The organism is Firmicutes bacterium HGW-Firmicutes-1 (genome assembly GCA_002841625.1).
Classification (GTDB): domain Bacteria; phylum Bacillota; class Clostridia; order Lachnospirales; family Vallitaleaceae; genus HGW-1.
Map to the genome: position 1 here is coordinate 52,515 of PHAG01000003.1, position 21,592 is coordinate 74,106.

General features: G+C 33.1%; 17 protein-coding genes. All 17 read right to left on the reverse strand.

Annotated features, from left to right (window positions below):
* Positions 1-9 precede the first annotated feature (9 nt).
* The 17 genes from CVU84_04955 to CVU84_05035 all read right to left on the reverse strand — a co-directional run bounded on the left by CVU84_04955 (position 10) and on the right by CVU84_05035 (position 21,588).
* Positions 10-1,032: a two-component system response regulator gene (locus tag CVU84_04955; protein ID PKM95419.1), complete on the reverse strand. Its 1,023-nt coding sequence runs from the start codon at positions 1,030-1,032 to the stop codon at positions 10-12.
* A gap of 4 nt (positions 1,033-1,036) precedes the next feature.
* Positions 1,037-3,469, reverse strand: coding sequence for a hypothetical protein (locus CVU84_04960; GenBank protein ID PKM95420.1), 2,433 nt, complete (start codon positions 3,467-3,469; stop codon positions 1,037-1,039).
* Between the two features lies 1 nt (position 3,470).
* A complete protein-coding gene (locus CVU84_04965) occupies positions 3,471-4,628 on the reverse strand; it encodes a hypothetical protein (protein ID PKM95421.1) in 1,158 nt (385 codons plus the stop codon).
* A gap of 340 nt (positions 4,629-4,968) precedes the next feature.
* Complete coding sequence (locus tag CVU84_04970; protein ID PKM95422.1) at positions 4,969-5,532, reverse strand: hypothetical protein; 564 nt, start codon at positions 5,530-5,532, stop codon at positions 4,969-4,971.
* A gap of 170 nt (positions 5,533-5,702) precedes the next feature.
* Complete coding sequence (locus CVU84_04975) at positions 5,703-6,461, reverse strand: GNAT family N-acetyltransferase (protein PKM95423.1); 759 nt, start codon at positions 6,459-6,461, stop codon at positions 5,703-5,705.
* 23 nt (positions 6,462-6,484) lie between these two features.
* Positions 6,485-6,946: an AraC family transcriptional regulator gene (locus tag CVU84_04980; GenBank protein ID PKM95424.1), complete on the reverse strand. Its 462-nt coding sequence runs from the start codon at positions 6,944-6,946 to the stop codon at positions 6,485-6,487.
* Between the two features lie 165 nt (positions 6,947-7,111).
* Positions 7,112-10,525, reverse strand: a complete 3,414-nt coding sequence (locus CVU84_04985; GenBank protein ID PKM95425.1) for a hypothetical protein — start codon at positions 10,523-10,525, stop codon at positions 7,112-7,114.
* A 27-nt stretch (positions 10,526-10,552) separates the two neighbouring features.
* Positions 10,553-11,734, reverse strand: coding sequence for a hypothetical protein (locus tag CVU84_04990; protein ID PKM95426.1), 1,182 nt, complete (start codon positions 11,732-11,734; stop codon positions 10,553-10,555).
* A 415-nt stretch (positions 11,735-12,149) separates the two neighbouring features.
* Complete coding sequence (locus tag CVU84_04995) at positions 12,150-12,929, reverse strand: hypothetical protein (GenBank protein PKM95427.1); 780 nt, start codon at positions 12,927-12,929, stop codon at positions 12,150-12,152.
* Between the two features lie 132 nt (positions 12,930-13,061).
* A complete protein-coding gene (locus CVU84_05000; GenBank protein PKM95428.1) occupies positions 13,062-13,631 on the reverse strand; it encodes a hypothetical protein in 570 nt (189 codons plus the stop codon).
* A gap of 255 nt (positions 13,632-13,886) precedes the next feature.
* Positions 13,887-14,858, reverse strand: coding sequence for a hypothetical protein (locus CVU84_05005; GenBank protein PKM95429.1), 972 nt, complete (start codon positions 14,856-14,858; stop codon positions 13,887-13,889).
* A 168-nt stretch (positions 14,859-15,026) separates the two neighbouring features.
* Positions 15,027-16,562: a GMP synthase (glutamine-hydrolyzing) gene (locus CVU84_05010; GenBank protein ID PKM95430.1), complete on the reverse strand. Its 1,536-nt coding sequence runs from the start codon at positions 16,560-16,562 to the stop codon at positions 15,027-15,029.
* 133 nt (positions 16,563-16,695) lie between these two features.
* Entirely contained in the window at positions 16,696-17,526 is an 831-nt protein-coding gene (locus tag CVU84_05015; protein ID PKM95431.1) for a hypothetical protein, read from the reverse strand.
* A gap of 69 nt (positions 17,527-17,595) precedes the next feature.
* Positions 17,596-19,350 (reverse strand): PAS domain-containing sensor histidine kinase, encoded by a 1,755-nt coding sequence (locus tag CVU84_05020; GenBank protein ID PKM95432.1) that lies wholly within the window; start codon positions 19,348-19,350, stop codon positions 17,596-17,598.
* Between the two features lie 16 nt (positions 19,351-19,366).
* Positions 19,367-20,077 carry a DNA-binding response regulator gene (locus CVU84_05025; GenBank protein ID PKM95433.1) on the reverse strand — a complete coding sequence of 237 codons (711 nt, stop codon included), beginning with the start codon at positions 20,075-20,077 and terminating at the stop codon, positions 19,367-19,369.
* Positions 20,078-20,138: 61 nt separating this feature from the next.
* Positions 20,139-20,783, reverse strand: coding sequence for a phosphate transport system regulatory protein PhoU (phoU, locus tag CVU84_05030; GenBank protein ID PKM95434.1), 645 nt, complete (start codon positions 20,781-20,783; stop codon positions 20,139-20,141).
* 46 nt (positions 20,784-20,829) lie between these two features.
* On the reverse strand, positions 20,830-21,588 hold the full coding sequence (locus CVU84_05035) for a phosphate ABC transporter ATP-binding protein (GenBank protein PKM95435.1): 759 nt from the start codon (positions 21,586-21,588) through the stop codon (positions 20,830-20,832).
* Between the last annotated feature and the right edge of the window lie 4 nt (positions 21,589-21,592).

The window sequence follows — 21,592 nt, forward strand, 5'->3', positions numbered from 1 at the left end:
TATAAATAATTATTCCTCAGAATATTTTTCTTTAATTTTCAAAATGTCCTCTAATCCAAAAAAGAAGGCTGTAATAATATTGGGATCAAAATGTTTGCCTGCTTGTGATTTCAAGTAATCTGAGGCTTCGTGTATAGTCCAAGCATCTTTATATGGCCTTTTGCTTGTAAGTGCGTCAAACACATCTGCAACCGCAGTAATTCTTGCGAAGATATTGATTTCTTCTCCTTTTAATCCATTAGGATAACCTGTACCATCCCATCTTTCATGATGTTCAAGTGCAATTACTTTAGCAGTTTTTAACAACTCCGAACTGTGCTCACCTATAATTCGCGCACCAATTAATGTATGCGTTTTAATGATTTCAAATTCCTCTTCGGTTAGTTTACCTGGTTTTAATAAAAGATTATCTGAAATCCCAATTTTGCCTATATCATGCATCGGGGAAATATCTAATAAAAGATTTGCTTCACTTTCAGGAAAGCCGTACTTTAAGGCTATCGTTTTACAATAATGGCTTACTCTATAAATGTGCATTCCTGTCACATTATCTTTGAATTCTGCTGCAATACCAAGCCTTCTGATAATTTCAACTCTGGTATCTATTAATTCTCTGGTTTTTTCAAGGACTTGTAATTCAAGTTCTCTTTTTTGATTATATAATGCTATATGAGTTCTTACACGAGAAAGCACTATAGAGGCATTAATTGGTTTTGTGATATAATCCACAGCTCCAATCTCCAATCCTCGGGCTTCATTAATAACTTCGTTTCTTGCAGAAACAAATATAATAGGAATTTTTTTGGTAATAGGATTGCATTTTAGTCTTTTACATACCTCATAACCGTCCATTTCTGGCATCATTATATCTAAAAGAATGAGATCAGGACATGTTTGTTCTGCAATTTTTAAAGCAATTTTACCACTTCTAGCTACTTTAATATAATAATCCTCATTTAATACACCATCAAGAATTTCTAGATTATCAGGTGCATCATCTACTATCAAAATTGTGTGCTTATATTTTTCCATATTATCATTCCCATATTCTATATTTTGTCGTAATTACTACTTTTTCTAGCAATATTGAATAGGCTGTTTCAAAATCATATTCTAATACTGAATGCGCAACTTTATTATAATCTTCATTAGTCATTATCTTTTTTAGGTGTGGCGATATTTCATCAAGGATTTTTTTAGATCTAGCGTCATATCCTTGAAGCATATCCATAAACGATTCAAATTTTACTTCATAGTCTTTTTCATCTTCTTCAGATATTAATATTAACTCATCCTGTTTCAGTGTTTTTTCAATTTCATTGGATATTATAGCAAGCATTTCATTTATAATTTTAATTTGTTCAGAAAAATCCGCATCACTATATTGATTTGCTCTTAATAATAACTCAATATTTTCAAACATTTTTTGTAGCTTTACAGCACCAATATTACCTGATAGCCCCTTCATTGTATGAGCAATTCTTATTTTTTCTTCGATATTCCCAATATTAATTGCTTCAAATTCATTACAAACGTCTTTATATTTTATGAATTTTTTAAGAATACTACTAAATAGCTTCTCATCTCCTTTATAGACACTATGCAACACACTTCTATCAAGGATTGAATCAGCATTACCTTGTTCATCTTTTTTTTCAAGATATTTTGTTAAATTTTTATTGCTACTAATCACTTCACCTTTTCGTACCCACTTATGAATTGCTTTATAGAGCTCATCAGGATTAATTGGTTTAGTAAGATAATCATCCATTTCCCAATCTAAAACCATTTCTCTCGTTCCGCTCATTGCATCAGCAGTTAATGCAATAATAGGTAATTGAAAACTCTCTATCTCATTTTTTATCTTTCTTGATGCCTTATAACCATCAAGAATAGGCATATGTAAATCCATAAGTACAATATCATAGGAATCTTTATTTTCTTTCAACTCTTGATATGCCTCTAGCCCATTTCCAACTACTTGAGTATGCATACCTTCATTCTCTAAAAATTCACATACAACTTGTTGGTTGATTTCATTGTCTTCTGCAAGCAATACTCTGATGCCAGATAAATTCCAATTCTCATGTAAATTATGCTCCTTGTTCTTCACCGCTACGAAGGAATCTGCCTTTTGAACAAATAAAGACATAATAGTATCAAACAGTACAGATTGGTTAATCGGCTTCATGATTACTTCATTAAAACCCTCTTGAATTGCATATAAAACCAGGTTTTCTCTAATATAACCTGCCAACATAATAAATTTAGGCATGTCTTCTATATCGATATATTTTTTAATCTGTCTCAAAGTATGAATACCTTCATTACCCGACATAGAACACCCAATAATAATCAAATCATATTTGTGTCTATCCTCAATAAGTTTAATAGCTGTTGTCTTATCTACACATTCAATGTGATTAAATCCAAAGTTACGCGTATAGATTTCAAGTACTTGACGTACATTGTTATTTTCCTCTAAAATGAGAGTTCTAATGCTCTTAAGGTTATCCGGTAGACTCTTTTTTTCCTGTACCTCTTGAGAGAGCTTAAATTGAGCTGTGAACAGAAAGTTACTACCCACCCCATATTCACTACTTACATGAATATCTCCCTTCATCAGCTCAACTATTTGTTTAGAAATAATCAAGCCAAGACCGGTTCCACCATACCTTCTTGTTGTTGATGTATCTGCTTGTGTAAATGCCTGAAATAGCGTAGACTTTTGTTCTTTCGTTAATCCAATGCCCATATCTCTAACTTCAAAAACCAATGTTATATTCTCTGACGTTATTTTTTTTATGGTAACACTTACGAAGATCTCACCCTTTTCAGTAAATTTTATTGCATTGTCTGTCAGGTTTAATAGCACTTGTCCAAGTCTAAGAGGGTCTCCCTCAAGCCACTCTGGAATATTTGGATCTTGCATCACTATCAGCTCCAGTCCTTTGTTAAAGGCCTTAATGCTAATCATATCTGCAAGATTGGTCATTACTTCTTCTAGATTGAATTTTATTTCCTCAAGGCTTAATTTACCGGCATCAATTTTAGAAAAGTCTAAAATATCATTGATAATATATAATAGGTTATGTGCCGCATTTCCGATTTTATGTATATAATCCTCTTGTTTGTTCGTCAACTCAGTCTTATAAATAAGATTTGAAAATCCAATGATTGCATTCATTGGTGTTCTTATTTCATGACTCATATTAGCAAGAAAATTACTCTTGATTTTAACAGAAGCCTCCGCTTGTTCCTTCAACTCTTTTAATTCTTCATTTCTTTTTTTAATAATTTCATTGGCACTATCAATTTCATCCATTAAACGAGTTAACATAAGCTGGGTTTTATCTTTCATTTCTTGTACATGAAGCCTGTTTTCTTCTGAGCGATTAAGCTTCTTTTCTAATATTTTTGTTTTCTTTTCGTAATTAGAAATTATTTCTTCGAATTCATTAGGGTCCATTTTACTTTTCTCCTACTAGAACTACCGCAATCGTACCATTGTGAAATCTACTCTCTTTATTATTTTCCAAAGGTGCAATTTCTCCATAAGTATAAAATCCACAAATTGGAAAACCTTCAGGCATATTCTTTTGTAAATACAAATACTCCTTATCAACATTCATACCTAAAATAGCTTTTCGAGCAGAGCAGGTAAATACCAAAGCCGCTTCAGGAGTTGTTCCCTTATATCCTTCAATTGCTTCTCTCAAGGCTGTTTCAGATGCAATGCTCATGTTCTCAATAGAACTAGAAACCAATTGCACAACAACGTTTTCTGGTACATCTCCAAAAAAAGTTATACTCTTATCTTTCTCATTAAAAGTATATGGACTTCTTATATAAAATTTTTCGGATTTCTCTGGAAATACTGCAAGTGGATATTCTGTTGGTACTCTGCTATAGTTTCCACCAACATACCTATTATAAAAATCTAAAATAGGTTCTCCATCTACTTCATATACTATATTATTAATGGCTCTCGTCACCAATTTTTTATGTCCAATTGGGGACCAACCGCTTGCAACACCTGACGAAAATAGGATATCACCTGAAAACAATAAAACCAGTACTGCATCAGTTAATACTTGATTTTTATAAAATTGATAAGTTTTCTTCATAACCCATTGATCAGCAGCCAAACCTCCAAAAAGCGGAAACATTATTCCAAGTTCTTTTTGCAACGCCTTAATAATTGCAACGCCACCAACTGTCATACTTTCAGCTAATGTAATACAAAAAGAAGGTTCATGATTTAATTTACTTTTCGCCTCTTTAATGGCTACTTGCGCCGCATCTTCGGGGCTTTGCGAAAGGTTTATCCCTAATCCAGCTTTCATTTGGATGGTATCAGAATAGAATAAGATTAGAGTAACAGAATCTTCAATGCATCCGAGTCTAGAGGACATTTCGCCATCTGTTGTACAGCCTATTAATTCAATGTCAGGATACATCTTTATAACTTCTTCTAATATAAGTTTATGATCAAACTCAATTGCACTATACAATACTCCCGCCTGTGGTATTAGACCTTGCAAGCATTGATTACACTGTTCTAGGCAATCAATAATTGCATCTTTCGAGTCCACATCTTCACTATGACCTACCGCAACTTTCAACATAATTGCAAAACCTCCTTTAGCTTACATCATTATTTCATTGCACGCATACAAGGCTACAGAACTATAGTCAAGAATAGTTGTAATTTATATTAATTAAATGATAACACTTTTTGTGACATTTTTCAAATAAAAAACCAAAAACAGAATATAAAGCCAGACCGGTTTATCTACAACGTGATGATTGTATTGAAGCTCATTTTACCACCTACTTTATTGCTCATTTTTTAAACACTTAAACAAACTTGGAGAGCCCATTTTACAAGGGTTTCCAAGCTTTGTTAATTCAACAACTGTCAAAGACAGGATTATATCAAATAAACTCAAAATGTAAACATTAGACTCACTTTTTATATTGAAAAGTGAGAGAATTTGTTCGAAGAGTTTTCATTCCTATGAATCCTAGAAGATCTGTAAAAAAGAGTACGTAAATATTCAATAGGTGTGATGGCCTTCTTTCTCCAAAAAGCACATACCTAACGCCGCCTACAAACCAAATGATCAAAGGACTAAAAATGAAGAACCAAATAAATGCAAATAGCAAGCATATTTGACCGTGTAGATTAAATGATGCCTCACTATAATCCCAAACATTTAGTTTAAAGTACACATTAAGAATGTAGCCTGAAGTGTATTCAAGTACCAATATGATACTTGTAATAAAAAAAATTTTCTTGAGAATCATCATTCTTGGATGACAGGTATGAAGATAATTTGCAAGGTTTCCACTTAGCCCCGCGCAAACAAACATCGCCCAATGGCTAGTCCCATCATAAATAATTTCTAGCATGTAATAAATGGATCCAAAGATAATAAAAACAATCAAATGTTGTAATAAGCTATTAAATTTATTCATAATTATGCACCATCCCATGTTGTTTAATATTTCTATTATCTGTGAATCCATCCAAATAGATACATGGAACTTGTTAACATATGCTTTTAGTTATAATACGAATAAATCTAAAAAAACACTCCCTATATCAGAAAGTGCTTTGTAAATGCAAAAAAACTTTTTCTCTATTTTAATAATCTAGTATAGAAATTTTTATACTTCGAATAAACCAACTACCATTCTTATAAATCCTTATCATTCAAAAACTGTTCGAACTTTTTCTCAGATAATATTTCATTGGTTACAAATCTTCCATTATAAAACAGACTATACGTGGTGAATGGTGCGGGAGCACTTTGTGCCTCACTTGTTGTATTGAGCTTAAGTACCTTTAATGATTGATCTTGTTGCTTTGCAATATCATGAATGATTTTTACATATTTCTCCGTATGGGGGCATTGATTAGAATAATACAAAACCATACCTTGATTATCAATAACACCTTTTTTACAGCACTCCTTGAATCTTGGCTTTTCATTGCCTAGTTCAAATGGGAGATACAAAAGCTCGTAATAAGGTTCTGCTGAATCGCATTGTTCAAAGCCCTTGTACTTTAGATATTTAGGATCTGATAAAAATGGTATTTTCTTTTTTGAAGAAAGGATAACTAGACCATTTTTACCTTTTGATCTTGCATCATCTATACATCCCTCTAATAACTTATTTGCATACCCTTGTCCTTTAAATTGCCCTGAAACCCAAAAACAGTTAATAAACATATAATTTTCAGCTATGATTGGGCACCACGCATTTTCAGCTGGGATATATTCAATAAAAACCTTACCACGAGCATTTAACTTTTTAAAAACAAGCCCATCATCATAGCGCTCTTTTAGCCATGCTTTTTTTGACGATACACAGCATTCCCCTTTTTTATCTGTAATGGCACAACAAATATGTTCAGTATCAACATTATCATTGTTCACAGATATAATATCCATTTCGTTTCCCCCTCTCTCTTGATTCAATTAGAATTCAAGGCAATATAAATATGAATTTCAACAATATTATCACTGCCACTTTGGTATTCCTCAAAATCACTGCTGAATTTTCTATCTAAATTCATTGACCACAGCTTGGTCCAGAATTCAGCTACAACCTTCTGCATATCACCTTTGACAACAAATTTTGCATATTTTCCAGCTGGTATCATCTGAGGATAAACACCCACCGGAAGCTTTGATGAATTAATTACTTCACAGCAAACCATCATATCATACTCACCCTGATCATCGCTCTCATAATTCGTATATAAGCCAATGCTTTTATCATTGTATTTATTTGGTATCGACTGATAGATACCCTTTGTAAAAAACTCTTGCCAAAGACCACCAATTGAGTTAACCATATTAGGGTCGCTATTACTTGTTCTAATTTTCAATCCAGCAACATTCTTTTCTTCTAAATATACTATTTCATAATCCATTATACTACCTCTTTTCATCCTTTTATGAAATCAGTATACCACTTGTAATTTGACAGCTGCATGTCATATTAAAAATATTATTGCAATTATTTATAAACTTCATATCCACAAAATAACCGACTATGAAATCCCTGAATTACTCACCATAGTCGGTTATTTATATGATTAATTAATTACAACTAAACTATCAAGTTTTGCTTCCCTTTTAGCTGTGCTTTTTAACTTACTCTCCTCTAAAATAGAATATATCGTTGGTATAATTACTAAGGTTAGTGTCGTTGCCATGGTTAACCCAAACATGAGGGCTATCCCCATTGGAGCAAGAAACGGATCTTTTAAGGTAATAGGTAAGATACCTCCCACTGTTGTTATGGTTGTTGCAAATACTGGAATAAATCGTGTTTTTCCAGTTTCCAATATTGCATCTTTGATATCGTAACCATTCTTCCTTAAATAGTTAATGTAATCTACAAGCACAATTGCATCATTAACTGCAATCCCTACAAGAGCAACCACCCCAACAAATGAAAAGAATCCAAATGCATTTCCTGTCATTAACAAGCCCGGTATAACTCCAATTAGAGCCATAGGTAACGTAAGCAGTATGATAAATGGTTGTGAAAGCGAGTTAAATTGTATCGCTAATATAATAAATACTAGTAATACTGCAATAACCATATTTACCATCATATCTCCAAAAGAATCACCCATCATCTCCATTTCTCCACCATACTCAATTGTAACATCATCTGAAACAGGATAATCTTTAATTGCTGTTTTAAATGCATTAACTGCATCTGTGGCAGTTTCAATTTCCGGATTTTGATTAGGTACTATATCAGCAGAAACAGAAACTATTCTTTTTCCATCCTCGTGTTGTATTGCTGTGATACTTTCAGTTTCAACTATACTTGCAACCTGTGAAAAAGCGATAACATCTCCACTTTGGTTATAAAAATTTAATTTTTCTAGATCATATATCGTGTTAACCTTATGTCCAGCTAGCTTGATTACAATATCAATTTCCTCTTGATCTTGTCTAAAGGTTGTTGCTGTTATACCATGAATTGAATTACGAATACCGAAGGCAATCGTTATATCATCCAATCCAAATCGCTTAGCTTTTTCTTTATCTACTTTAACCTCTAAAATATTTTTACCTCTTTTCGTACTTGTTTCAACATCTCTTATTCCATTAATGCCATTCAGAGTATTTGCAAAATCCTCTTCGACCTTTCTAATGTTTTCTAAACTATTGCCTTTAATTCTTATAAATACTGGGGCTCCTGTTGGTGGTCCCCCTTCCATTTCAACCACATCAAAGTCAATTCCTGGTATTCCTTTCATTAAAGTTCGGATTTCTTGGGCAATCTCCATACTTGAACGTTCTCTATCTTCTTCCTCCAGTAAATCTAATAATAGAAATGAACGATTTGGAATCCCACCACCATCATCATTATAATCCTCCCAAACATTTGCTCCATTGTTACCTACATAAGTAACAAAGCTTTTTATTTCTGGGACTGAAAACAATCTCTTTTCTATTTCTTTCACACTTTTATCTGTATCTTCTACTGTTGTTCCTTCTGGCGTCCTAACATATACAAATAACCAAGGTGAATCTGTTGAAGGAAACATTTCCACTTTAAGTATACCCATAGGTATCGTTCCAATACATATGATTAACGCTATTACAACTGAAGCAATAACCAATAACTTTCTACGCGTTTTCTCTAGTATCCATTCTAAAAAAGATATGTATTTCTTAATAATCTTCCCTGGTTCATGAGAATTTTTTGATTTTAATTGTTTAAATAGCATCCCCGATCCAAATAGTATTGCTGCAACGATCGCTAACGGCCCTATACCTTTTAAGCCTTCTTTTCCATAATCCATGAAAGCTGCCAATGATAAAATAAAAACCAATAAAACAGATAAGGAAATTCTAATTTTCTTCTTTATAGGGTGTGTTTTTCCATCATCATGACTTCGATGTTTCTTCAAGGCCAATGAACATATGGACGGTGTAACTGTAATTGCCATTAAAAACGATGCACTAAGTGCAAAAATAACGGTAAATGGAATATGTTTTATGAAATCTCCCATTATTCCCGAAGTTAGGGCAATTGGGAAAAATGCAGCTAAAGTTGTTAACGTTGAGGCAAGAATTGCAGGCGCGATTTGATTTGTACCTACTACTGCTGCATCTTTTGCTGATAGGCCTTTAAACCTAAGTCTATCCACGTTTTCCATTATAACAATGGCGTTATCTACTAGCATACCAACTGCTAGTATCATCGAAAACATGGTTACATTATTAATGGTCATACCTGTTATCTTCATTAAACCAAAGGCTGCAAATAAAGACAATGGTATAACAAAGGATACAATAAGCGACTCACCAAATCCAATAAATAAAAACAATACAACTATAACAAGAAAAAATCCAGCTTTAGCATTATCAGTTACATCGTCAACAATATCTTCAATGTACTCCGCTTTATCCCCTACCAAATCAAATTGGACATTTTCAGGAATCAGCTCACTTCTTTTCTCTTCCATAACTTCACGTACTTTATTTCTTACCTTGATATCATCTGACGAATCTCGTTTTTTCACCGCGATACCTATCGCATGTTTTGTTTCTTTTATATCATCACTTGAGTAAAAAGATTTTGAAACGAAAATTTCTTGTTCTTTGTACCCATCTTCTATAATTGCAATATCATTTAAAACAAGTTGCCCCGTGTCTGTTGACTTAATAATAACATTTTGAAGTTCATCTATTTGATCAAATCTACCAACAGTTCGAATAGAATATAATTTGTCGTTAAGCTCTATGTCACCACCAGGCATATTGATATTTGAGCTAGTTAGCGCATTTTGAATATCTTCCATTGTAATTCCATATACTTGAAGCGTTTGGGGATCAACAGTAATTGTGATTTCTCTTTCAATATCCCCAATTACTAAAACTTCGCTCACAATACTTATTTTTTCTAATTCTTTTTTTACATTATTAGCGATATTTTGCAAGGTCATAAGATCCTCGTCACCACTCACAGTATAAATAACCACTGGCGACTTACCAATTTCGAAGTCAGAAGCAACCGGCAACTCCGCATCCTTAGGTAGTTCACTGCTAATATTTGAAAGTTTCTCTCTTATGTCTCTTAGCTTTTCGTCAATATCCGCTCCTGGATCAAATTCAATAGCAACAGAGGAATACCCAAAGCCAGATACTGAGGTCAAATTATTGATGTCATCTAAATCTTCTAACTTATTTTCAATTTTATCTGTTATAAGAGTCTCAACTTCCTCTGGCGAAGCACCAATGTAAACTGTACTAACAAATGCCATGGGCAAGATAACTTCAGGCTGAGCCTCTCTCTTTATCGTAGCATATTGATATACACCCCAAATCAGTACAATTGCTATAAAAAGAAACGTTACTCGATATCTTTCTATAAAAAAGGCAGACCATTTCCCTAAAAAATTCTTTTTTAAATACAGTTCTGGTATCTCATCATGGTTCAAACCATCATTTTGGATACCCTTTTCATTATCCTTCTTATTCATACCCTTGCCTCCAAATACTCATGTGTTTTATTGAACAATCTGAATCTTTTCACCATTTGTTAAGTAATCCTGTCCCTTGATGATTACTTCCTGACCCTCTACCAGACCTTTTAAAATTTCAACCTTTGTACCATTGTCAACGCCCATTTCAATATCCACTCTTTTTGCCATTTGGTTCTCAACCACATATATGTATTTTTGGATATTATCTAAGAGAAGTGCATTTCTATTAATCAATAATGCCTCATCATTTTTTTCTATTACAATTGAAACTTCAGCATACATACCATCTTTTAAAAGTCCCGCTTCATTATCAATTTCCACCTTAATGGGATAAGTAAATGTACGTTTGTCAACAGTAGGAGAAATTTCGATTACTTTACCAATAATAATCTCATCGCCTTGCATCTTAACCTTAACTTGAACCTGTTGGTTAAGCGTAATCTTAGAAATAACACTTTCAGGCACGTTAATTTCAAGAATCAACTTGTCAAGCTTGACGATTGTAAAAGCGGGTTGGTTACCAGCCAATTCACCTTCTTCAATATTTCTTTGGGCCACTATACCACTGATAGGACTTCTTACTTCATGATCTTTAACACCATCTTTGGCAATATTAATTTGTGCTGCAAAGGAGCTTTTAGAAGGATCATTAAAAAATAAGTCGTATGATTGCTTCGCTGTCTCATAAGCAAGTTTTGCTTGCTCATATCTAATTTTTGTATCTTCAAACTGTTGATTAGCAATAATTCCTTCACTTAATAACACAGTCATATCATCTAGCATATTTTTTGCATCATTAAATTGTAGTTCTGCCGCTTTTAAAGAGGATTCCAACTGATTTGCTTGTGTATCCATCTGATTTTCAAGGATAATTAGATTATTGCTTGCATTCTTTTTATCCATGATAAACAATAGTTCTCCATCCTTTACCTGATCTCCAACATCGAAGAATATTCGATCAATCGTCCCCATTGATTTACTACTTACATCAACTGATTTTAATGGCTTTAAATACCCTGCATAAGTCATGCTTTTTTCTATGGGTCCTTTTATTGCCTTTTCTGTTTTTACAGGAGTATATTTCTCCTCAGTTGCTGCTACTGCAGCGCTCTTTTGACATCCACTTGTTAGTATTGTAATTGATGCTAAACCAAGTATAATTGCAAGAGTAAGTGTACTTTTTAAGCTTAAAACTGTTCTTTTCATGTTTGCCTCCAATTAATAAATATTTCCCTATGCATATTGTTTATTTCCATTATATCTCATTCTTTAATTAAGTATAAGTATATACGAAGATTATTACTTCATGTTTAGTAAAAGATTAGAAAATCATTAGAAATACACGAAATTTTCCCAAGTAAAAAAACAACACCCTACTACGGGTGTTACAGACTGTCGACAAAAGCATTTTTTCTCATAGGTGTGTACTAATTCTTGGCAGTAAGTGTTCATTTTTCTGGCCTTACCCTTCGGCCGGTCTGGCGAAAAATGAACACTTACTGCCTTTCGTATTAATCGCGAAGAAAAAATGCTTTTATCTCTGTTTCGCTACTTGATAATTAAATTGTCAACATCCTGCAACACTTCTTCTGGTGTTATTTATTCAATCATTTAACCTTCCTTATTTCTTAGGATTAAACCATGCATATGTATCATATGTTTTGCTAAATCTAATCAATGGTTCATCCCCGATTGTAGTTTGAAAATATGTAAAGCCTTCATATTCTGATCCTTTATATAATTCCGTACTAAGGTTCAATGGTATTACCAAAGAAATGAACTCGTTATATACTGTTCCGTCCTTCCTAACAGCACTGAATAAATAATTGTTTATATCTACAGCCGTATCCTTTTCAGTTTCTAAAGCTTTTACCTTGAATCTAACTAACATGTATTCGCAACCATCTTTAGGCGCACGGTTGAATTTATTTTCTTTGATGATGATATCCCATGCAGCTTGGCCTTTAATAACTTCTGTTAGTGTTATTTCAATTTTATGTTTGCCATTTGAAAAATCATCTCGATCACATACAATCTTTTGTCCTATTACAGCTGGATTACTCCTTGAGTTTGTAGTAATAGTCGCTGTACCTTTATCCACAATATTTGCAGTGCTTGTTATCCCATCCCAATCAACCTCTTTACCAACTAATTCTGCAACCTTTCTCATCGGTAAATAGGTAGTGTTCTTGTATAAGATACTATAGGGTACTTTCTCACCATTAGTTAAGGTATAAGTATCCCCCTTACTTGCTGCCTTTGTACCCGCAACTAAAATATTTACACCATTGAGTACTGCCGTAATCGTTTGAGTTACCCCAGCTCCATAAACGTTAAATGATGCAAAAAAGATTGTTGCCGATAAAAAGCCTACTAAATACCCTTTTATATGTTTTCTCATTACATTTCCCTCCTCAAATGATACTATTTTAACAAAAGTATAGCACACTAGGAATAATATGCAAATAAAAAGGTAAGAACAATAAAATAAAAGTCTACAATCTATATTCAAAAGATTGTAGACTTTCTCTTACTAACGAAAGAAAATGGTATAGACTAGATCTACCAACAAAACAACTAGAATAGTGACAGATAGTACTGTTATTTTTTGATCGCTCAATTTGCCTACAACTTTTTCAAAAAGTGGCTGGAACAAATATAGAAATATTACCCCACCAATGCCAAAACGTATGGATGGTGACAGTGCAATTCTAGCCTGGAAATGAATGGCGTAATCCGCATATGTTTGCCATGGCCAGCTGCCAGTTGTCCATTCCATTAAATAACTTGTAAGCAGTTCTAACAAAGTGGCTGAAGCCATACATCCCAGGAATACTGGCAGAATCCATATTAACTTTTTGGGATACTTTTTATCTTTAATCAGCGGATAAACGCAAAACAAAAAAAGAAGTGCTCCAAATCCGTATACTGGGCAATAGGGGCCAAACAAAAAACCTCGATTTGAAAAGCCCCAGCGATATACGACAACTTCAAGAAACACCTCATAAATCCATCCAAACAATGCATACATCATAAAAAATAAGATATATCTTCTCATGCCTCTTATCTGTGTAATCGTCTTACTTTCAATGAATACTTTCATAATCTTTTTCTCCTAATAGCATTAATAATCACTTTTCACACCCTGATGATCAAAATGTCAATACCTTCTAATATATCAAACCCTTTAAAACAGTATATTATACATTTTTACATTCCACAATCAAAACTGTTATTTTCGACAAAATATTAATACTAATAGGTGCTACATTTAGTCTGTTACTAATGTAGCTTTTCTTCAAAAATCTAGCTAATGGCTCATTTTCTAGCACTGCCATGTACAAAGCTATATAATACATCACCAAGGTTTGATAGTATTATGAGACCATGGTACTGCAGGGGGAATTACAATAGGTCTATCAATAACATCAATATCAATCTGCGGAGGAAAAAGGGTTGCAATATTTACAGCTCTTATTTCTACAGCATTATTTTTTAACAAATATATTCCATAAACAATACCATTACCATGGTTAGCTTGATGAAAGTTTGGAAATCCAGTGGCGAAACCATTTATTCTAGCATAATCATTTACTGCCCTAAATCTTGATGGAATGTCTGGTGGATTATTTAACTCAGTTACTAGAACATCTTTCCACTCTAATGCTTCATGCTTTAGTAAAATTACTCCATAAACTAGTCCATTACCATAATCAGCTTGATGAAAATTGGGGAATCCCGTAGCAAAACCATTCATGATAGCATAATCATTTACAGCTCTATATCTCGAACTAAAATCTGGTGGATTACCTAATTCGGCTGCTGTTACATCTCTTTTTTCTACAAATTCGTTTTTTAATAAAATAGTTCCAAAAACTACTCCATCACCATAATTAGCTTGATGGAAGTTTGGGAATCCAGCAGCATAACCATTTCTTGCGGCATAATCATTTATAGCTCTAAATCTTGATTCTGTATCTATCACCTGTTCAGTTAGTTTAACTCTTAGATTACGTGTACTTACGTCGATTCCTTTATCTTTATATATACCTTCAATCATTTCTCTAGTAATTTGATTACCATGTACTGTAGTTACCTTGTTTTTAAACCATTCTATAACCTTTTCAATACCCTCAGTAATAACGTCTGAGTTAATTTCACAAGTCACTTTTACTTCTTTAACCATACCATGACGATCAAAATTAATTTCTGGTTTACAAGGAAAATCTATAATTTTCTCGGTTACTGCTTTACACCAATCTCCAAATTCTTTACTAACTAAACCACAAACTTCTCTAGCTACTTCTCCAGCATTTTCAGATAAACTCATTATATTACCTCCTTTAATATAGTAATATTTTTATCTGAAACTTTAAATATTATTATGATAATATATTTTTTAAGCAACCTAAAACAATAAAAGTATCAAATGAGTATCGCTGTCAATAATTAAAGCCTGCAAACCTTTATAAATCAAGGCTTGCAGGCTTTCTCTTATCTATTCCCACTCAATCGTAGCTGGTGGCTTACTCGTTATATCATAAACAATTCTATTAACATTCTGTACTTCATTCACAATTCTATTACTAACATTAGCAAGAATTTCATGAGGAATTCTCGACCAATCAGCCGTCATAAAGTCTGAGGTGTCTACTGAACGAAGAGCTACGGTATAACTATACGTTCTCTCATCACCCATAACACCAACACTTCTTAAATTTGTCAATACTGCAAAGTATTGACCTAAACCACTTGCAATACCAGCATTAAGTACTTCTTCTCTAAAAATATAATCAGCATCACGAAGAGTATCTAGTTTTTCCTTAGTAATATCACCAATGATTCTAATTGCAAGACCAGGTCCTGGGAATGGTTGACGAGAAACTAAGAATTCTGGAATTCCTACTGCACGTCCTACTTCACGAACCTCATCCTTAAATAAATCTCTAAGAGGTTCAATAATTTCCTTAAAGTCCACGTGATCAGGTAGTCCGCCTACGTTATGATGACTCTTAATAACTGCTGCATTTTTAGTTCCACTCTCTATTACATCAGGATAGATTGTACCTTGTACAAGATAATCAACTACTCCTATTTTTTTCGCTTCAGCTTCGAATACACGAATGAATTCCTCACCAATAATTTTTCTTTTCGTTTCAGGATCAGATACACCTGCTAGCTTGTCTAAAAACTGATCTTCACAATTTACACGAATAAGATTCATATCAAATTCTCTAGCAAAAATTGTTTCTACTTCATCGCCTTCATTCTTGCGAAGTAAACCGTGATCTACAAAAATACAGGTCAATTGCTTTCCAACCGCTTTATGAATAAGCACTGCTGCTACAGAGGAATCTACTCCACCTGACAAAGCACAAAGCACCTTTTTATCACCAATTTTTTCTTTGATTATTCTTATTTGCTCTTGAGCGAAATCAGTCATGATCCAATCACCACTACACTCACAAATATGGAATAAGAAGTTCTTCAATATTTCCTTGCCTCTTGGTGTATGTACTACCTCAGGGTGGAATTGAACTCCATATAATTTCTTTTCTACATGGGCCATCGCAGCAACTGGACAAGTTTTCGTCGTTCCAATAATTTCGAAGCCAGCTGGTGGAGCACTCACATAATAAGTATGGCTCATCCAACACACAATATCTTTTTCAATATCTTTAAATAATAGACTTTCCGTGTTTAGCTCTATATCCGTTTTGCCATATTCTCTATGTTCAGCCTGTGCAACCTCAGCATCAAGCACATATCCCATTAGTTGAGTACCATAACAAATACCTAAGATAGGAATACCAAGCTCAAAAAGCTCTTTACCAACTAACGGTGCTCCTTCTTCAAAAACTACGCTAGGTCCACCAGTAAGAATAATGCCCTTTGGATTCTTTGCTTTTATTTCTTCAATTGGAGTATCATAATGTATGACCTCACAATATACGTTTGCTTCTCTAACACGCCTTGCAATCAGTTGGTTGTATTGACCTCCAAAATCAAGGACTATAATTAACTCATGCTTCATTTATATTGCCTCCTAAAAAACAAAAATTGATACAGTTTACTTCTATTTTCTCTATTTCTAGACTTTTATCATACATTAATATTTATTCAAATGCAAACATTTTTTAGTAAAACAAGAATAATGTTCGGATAATTTATTCTACACTTAATTTTGTATTTAGTAAAATGTCATTCTCCCATTCTTCGATCACCTTAGAATTTGAAGCAATCGCATAAAAAAATATGGTACACCCATTTTCTTGAAAATACCTTGCATAGAATTTCCCCTTCATTTCGACTAAAGGAAAGTCTTTGCCTTCAAATAAATTCTTTGGAGGCTTGCCATACTGAATATATGCTTCTAATCCATCCTTTTTCATATGCATTGGAGAATTGGTAAGTACGGTTCCTTCAATAACGTCCCAATCTTCATAGCCCAAAAGCTTATCCATTGAAAGCCCTTCTTCCAACTGCGAATCAAAAGTATAATGAGTACACCCAAGGCTATTTAAAACCAATTGGGTCATATCATATTTTGCAATCAAGGCCATTTCATCATAATCAGGCTTTCCATCTGCAAAATAACCATATGGAAAACCCTTTCCTTTCACAACATAAGCCCCATAAAATGCATTAAAATACGGCGAGAAGCGATCATAGAAGGTTGAAGCTCTATGATTAAAATCATAGGCACCGAAATTATATAAAATGCTTAACTTCACATCTTTACCAACATAATTCGAAAAACCTTCAGAACTATTAAAAGTCATAACAAAAGGATACCAGTCCTTCTTAATTGTCGATATTCCTCCAGGCATGCTTATTTTAATATTTTCTTCCTTTAATAAACTATAATTCCTTTGATAAGTGCTACTAATGGACATTATTGTAACACTTTTTAGAAACTGAAAATAGGGGCTAGAAATAATTAATACAATCAGAATAACCCCAAATACTATTTTGAATTTTTTACTCATATATACCATATATACCTCAAACTTCATGTATTGAATCTATACAGTATATTATAGTCTTAAACTCTCGGTTCAATTCACTTAGTAAGGTAATCTTATTGTCATTTTTGTACCTTCTCCAACTTTACTATCAACCTTTATTTTTCCATTATATAGTTCAACTATATGTTTTACAATTGATAATCCCAGTCCAGTACCACCTGTTGCCCTTGATCTACCTCTGTCAACGCGATAAAATCTTTCAAACAATCTAGGTATATGTTTTTTCTCAATGCCTATACCGGAATCTTCAATTTCTATAATTACAAATTTAAACTCTTCTCTAAGACGAATCTTGACAAACCCAACATCCGTATACTTTATAGCATTTCCAATCACATTAATCAAAAGTTGCTTTATTCTATTTTTATTACATTTATATGGAACCACTAAATCATCGGTAAATGTTTCTATTTGCAAATTCTTTTCCTTTGCCTCTGGCAACAAAAGTTCAACGACTTCATTTATGATTTCACCAATATTGTAAAGCCCAATATTTTTATCTCCAACCATCGCTTCAATTTCAGATAAAATTAATATATCATCAATTAACCCTTCTAATCTTTCAGCTTCAATATCAATAATGTCTAAAAATCTTGTAGCCACCTCTTCTTCATCAATCGCTCCATTTTTCAAGGTATCAACAAAGCCTCTGATTGAAGTAAGTGGTGTTTTTAATTCATGAGTAACATTTGATACAAAATCGCTTCGCATGTTTTCTAATTTTCTCATTTGCGTAACATCAGATACAACAAGTAGAACCCCTAAGCTTTTTTTAGTTTCAGATCTTGATCTTATTGGATTTGCATAAATCAAATAATTTCTTTCTCCTGATGAATCATATATTTTTGCTTCCTTTACAATCAATTCACTAAGCTCTAAGGATTTCTCTAGTAAATCAAAAATAACAAGATTTCTTGTGACTTCATAAAACAGTTTGCCCTTTATGTCTTGATCTTCAATATGAAACAACTTTAAAAAATTATCATTATAAATTCCAATCTTCATTTCATGGTTAACAGCAATTATCCCACTACTCATGCTACTTAAAATCGATTCTAATTCTGCATTTTTATTTTCTAATTTCCACAAGTTCATTCTTAGCTTAAAAGTCATATTATTAAAAGCATCTGCTAGCTGCCCAATCTCGTCGTGCTGTTGAATATAGATTTTATCTTCATAATCTCCTTCAGATATTTTAATTGCTGCCTCCGTTAATTCATTAATTGGTAACATAATTTTTCTAGTGAGAAAATAAGCGATAGCAATCGCTAATAATGCACCTATAAAAATACCAATTACCACCATCATTAACATGTCTGATATGATCTCTTCAATTTCTGTTAGAGGTGTAGCCGTTCTTAAAACGCCCTGAAAATCTTGAACATTTAAAGGAATTGCTACGTATTGAAAATAAACTTTCATTGTATTGCTGTATCTTAAACTTGAATAAAGCTCTCCTTTTTCAAGAGCCTTGGCAATTTCTTCTCTATTTTTATGGTTGTCCATTTCATCGACTTTATTATCTGACTCCGCTATTACTTGACCCTCTGAATCCACTATCGTAATTCTAGATCCTGTTTTTTCGGAGTATATATTCACAAAATCCTGATATCTAGATGGATCATAGCTCTGATCCGATGTAACAATATCTAACAACAAATTAATTCTTGTTTCTGATTCTTTCTGTACCCTTTCAAAAAAATAGTCTTTTGTTTTATTCCATGAAAAAATTACTGTAACAAGCATAGTAACAGTAATGATTAGTAAATAGGTTCCTAATAATTTCTTTTGCACGATACCACTCCTCTACTTAAGAAAACTTATATCCAATGCCACGAACAGTTTTAATGTAAATAGGATTACTATCATCAACTTCAATTTTCTTTCTTATGTTTCTTATATGTACATCAACCGTTCTGGTTTCTCCAAAATAATCATAGCCCCAAATTTTTTCAAGAAGATATTCCCGATCAAAAACTCTTCCTTTGTTTTTCGCAAGTAAATAGAGCAGTTCGAATTCCTTTAAAGGCAATTCAACCACTTTATCTCCAATTACAACCTCATGTGTTGACTTGTTAATCATGATATCACCAATTTTTATGCGATCTTCCAAGAAATCTTCTTTAACCGCTTGTCTTTTAGATAATTCTTCTGTTCTTCTAGCCACAGCTTTGATTCTAGCCATCAATTCATGTATACCAAAAGGCTTACTGAGATAATCATCTGCCCCCATTTCCAGTCCGAGTACCTTATCAATTTCTTCACTTTTTGCAGTAAGCATGATGACTGGAATGCTCATCCATTTTTCTGTTGATCTAATCGTTTTGAGCACCTCTAAACCATCTATACCTGGTAGCATAAGATCTAGTAATATCATATCCACATCTTTTTCATTTAAGATACGAAGTCCACCTTCACCGGTATCTGCTTGAAGTACTTCATAACCGTTTTTTTCTAAATTGTATTTGAGTAATTCTAATATATTTTGTTCATCATCGACAGTAAGTATAACCTTTTTCATGACACAAGCCTCCTTTATAGCAGTAAATCTTATAAAACTCCGCATTCCATTCGGTTAAATTTTAGTGGCTGCCTGTCACTGTATATATAATCCATTCAGCAATATTTGTAGCATGGTCTCCCATTCTTTCCAAATACTTGACTATAAACATAAAGTCCTTACACTGTCTAATATTATCACTATTCTCTTTCATAAGCTCTATTAATTCTTCAATTATAGTATCAAAATAGTTGTCAATCTCATCGTCTCTAGCACAAATAGATCTTGCCAGTTCCAAGTCTTTTTTTACCGAGCAATCAATCGCATCCTTTACCATTTGCTTCACTTTTTCAACCATTTCAGGAATATGAACCACTGGTTTAATATAATTCTCTTTAGACAAACTAACTGTATATTCAGAAATATCTGCACAATGATCCGCAATTCGCTCTAAATCAGTAATGATTTTAAGAACAGCAGCTATATCTCTAAGGTCTGAAGCAATCGGTTGCTGTCTAGCAATTAATAAGATGCATTCTCTTTCAACCTTAAGTTCCATTTCATCAATTTCTTCATCTCTATCAATAACCTGTTGAGCCAATTCAATATTTTGAGTAATCAATGCCTCAATCATGTCATCCATTGTTTTTTCGATGACTGCACCCATTTTTGTTAAGTCTTTATGTAGTACATCTAGCTCTCTTTGAAATTCATATCTTTCTGGCATAAATAATTCCTCCAATTATGATAGTTTGCGCTTGTATAAATTCTTATCACCCAAAGCGTCCTGTGATATAATCCTCTGTCTTTTGTTTTGTTGGATTGCTAAATATCTTTTCTGTACTATCAAATTCAAGCAGTTCTCCAAGAAGGAAAAATGCAGTTTTATCAGATATTCTTGCAGCTTGCTGCATATTATGCGTTACCATAACAATAGTATAATCCTTTTTTAACTCAGTTGCCAAGTCCTCAATTTTTAATGTAGAAATTGGATCAAGTGCAGATGTTGGTTCATCCATTAACAATACTTCTGGTTCAACTGCCAATGCTCTTGCTATACATATCCTTTGTTGTTGTCCTCCAGAAAATCCAATTGCATTTCTTTTAAGTCTATCACTTACTTCATCCCAGATAGCAGCTTTTCTAAGACTACTTTCTACAATCTCATCTAGAATTGCTTTTTTCTTAATGCCATGTGATCTTGGACCATAAGCAATATTATCATATACACTCATTGGAAAAGGATTCGGCTTTTGAAAAACCATGCCAACTCTTGATCTTAGCTTAATAACATCAATATCACCATAGATATCTTCACTGTCTAACTCAATTTTTCCTTCTACTCTTACACCTTCTATTAAATCGTTCATCCTATTTAATGTTCTTAAGAAGGTTGACTTACCACATCCAGACGGACCGATAAATGCTGTGATTTCATTTTTTAGTATATCCATATTAATATTTTTTAAGGCTTGAAGGTCACCGTAAAAAAAATCCAAATCCTTGATCATAAATTTTATACTTTTATCCATCATT

Bases quoted from the DNA above. Each gene is read 5' to 3' on its own strand.
- CVU84_04955 (PKM95419.1), bottom strand. From the start codon at position 1,032: ATGGAAAAATATAAGCACACAATTTTGATAGTAGATGATGCACCTGAT.
- CVU84_04960 (PKM95420.1), bottom strand. From the start codon at position 3,469: ATGGACCCTAATGAATTCGAAGAAATAATTTCTAATTACGAAAAGAAA.
- CVU84_04965 (PKM95421.1), bottom strand. From the start codon at position 4,628: ATGTTGAAAGTTGCGGTAGGTCATAGTGAAGATGTGGACTCGAAAGAT.
- CVU84_04970 (PKM95422.1), bottom strand. From the start codon at position 5,532: ATGGATTCACAGATAATAGAAATATTAAACAACATGGGATGGTGCATA.
- CVU84_04975 (PKM95423.1), bottom strand. From the start codon at position 6,461: ATGGATATTATATCTGTGAACAATGATAATGTTGATACTGAACATATT.
- CVU84_04980 (PKM95424.1), bottom strand. From the start codon at position 6,946: ATGGATTATGAAATAGTATATTTAGAAGAAAAGAATGTTGCTGGATTG.
- CVU84_04985 (PKM95425.1), bottom strand. From the start codon at position 10,525: ATGAATAAGAAGGATAATGAAAAGGGTATCCAAAATGATGGTTTGAAC.
- CVU84_04990 (PKM95426.1), bottom strand. From the start codon at position 11,734: ATGAAAAGAACAGTTTTAAGCTTAAAAAGTACACTTACTCTTGCAATT.
- CVU84_04995 (PKM95427.1), bottom strand. From the start codon at position 12,929: ATGAGAAAACATATAAAAGGGTATTTAGTAGGCTTTTTATCGGCAACA.
- CVU84_05000 (PKM95428.1), bottom strand. From the start codon at position 13,631: ATGAAAGTATTCATTGAAAGTAAGACGATTACACAGATAAGAGGCATG.
- CVU84_05005 (PKM95429.1), bottom strand. From the start codon at position 14,858: ATGAGTTTATCTGAAAATGCTGGAGAAGTAGCTAGAGAAGTTTGTGGT.
- CVU84_05010 (PKM95430.1), bottom strand. From the start codon at position 16,562: ATGAAGCATGAGTTAATTATAGTCCTTGATTTTGGAGGTCAATACAAC.
- CVU84_05015 (PKM95431.1), bottom strand. From the start codon at position 17,526: ATGGTATATATGAGTAAAAAATTCAAAATAGTATTTGGGGTTATTCTG.
- CVU84_05025 (PKM95433.1), bottom strand. From the start codon at position 20,077: ATGAAAAAGGTTATACTTACTGTCGATGATGAACAAAATATATTAGAA.
- phoU (PKM95434.1), bottom strand. From the start codon at position 20,783: ATGCCAGAAAGATATGAATTTCAAAGAGAGCTAGATGTACTACATAAA.
- CVU84_05035 (PKM95435.1), bottom strand. From the start codon at position 21,588: ATGGATAAAAGTATAAAATTTATGATCAAGGATTTGGATTTTTTTTAC.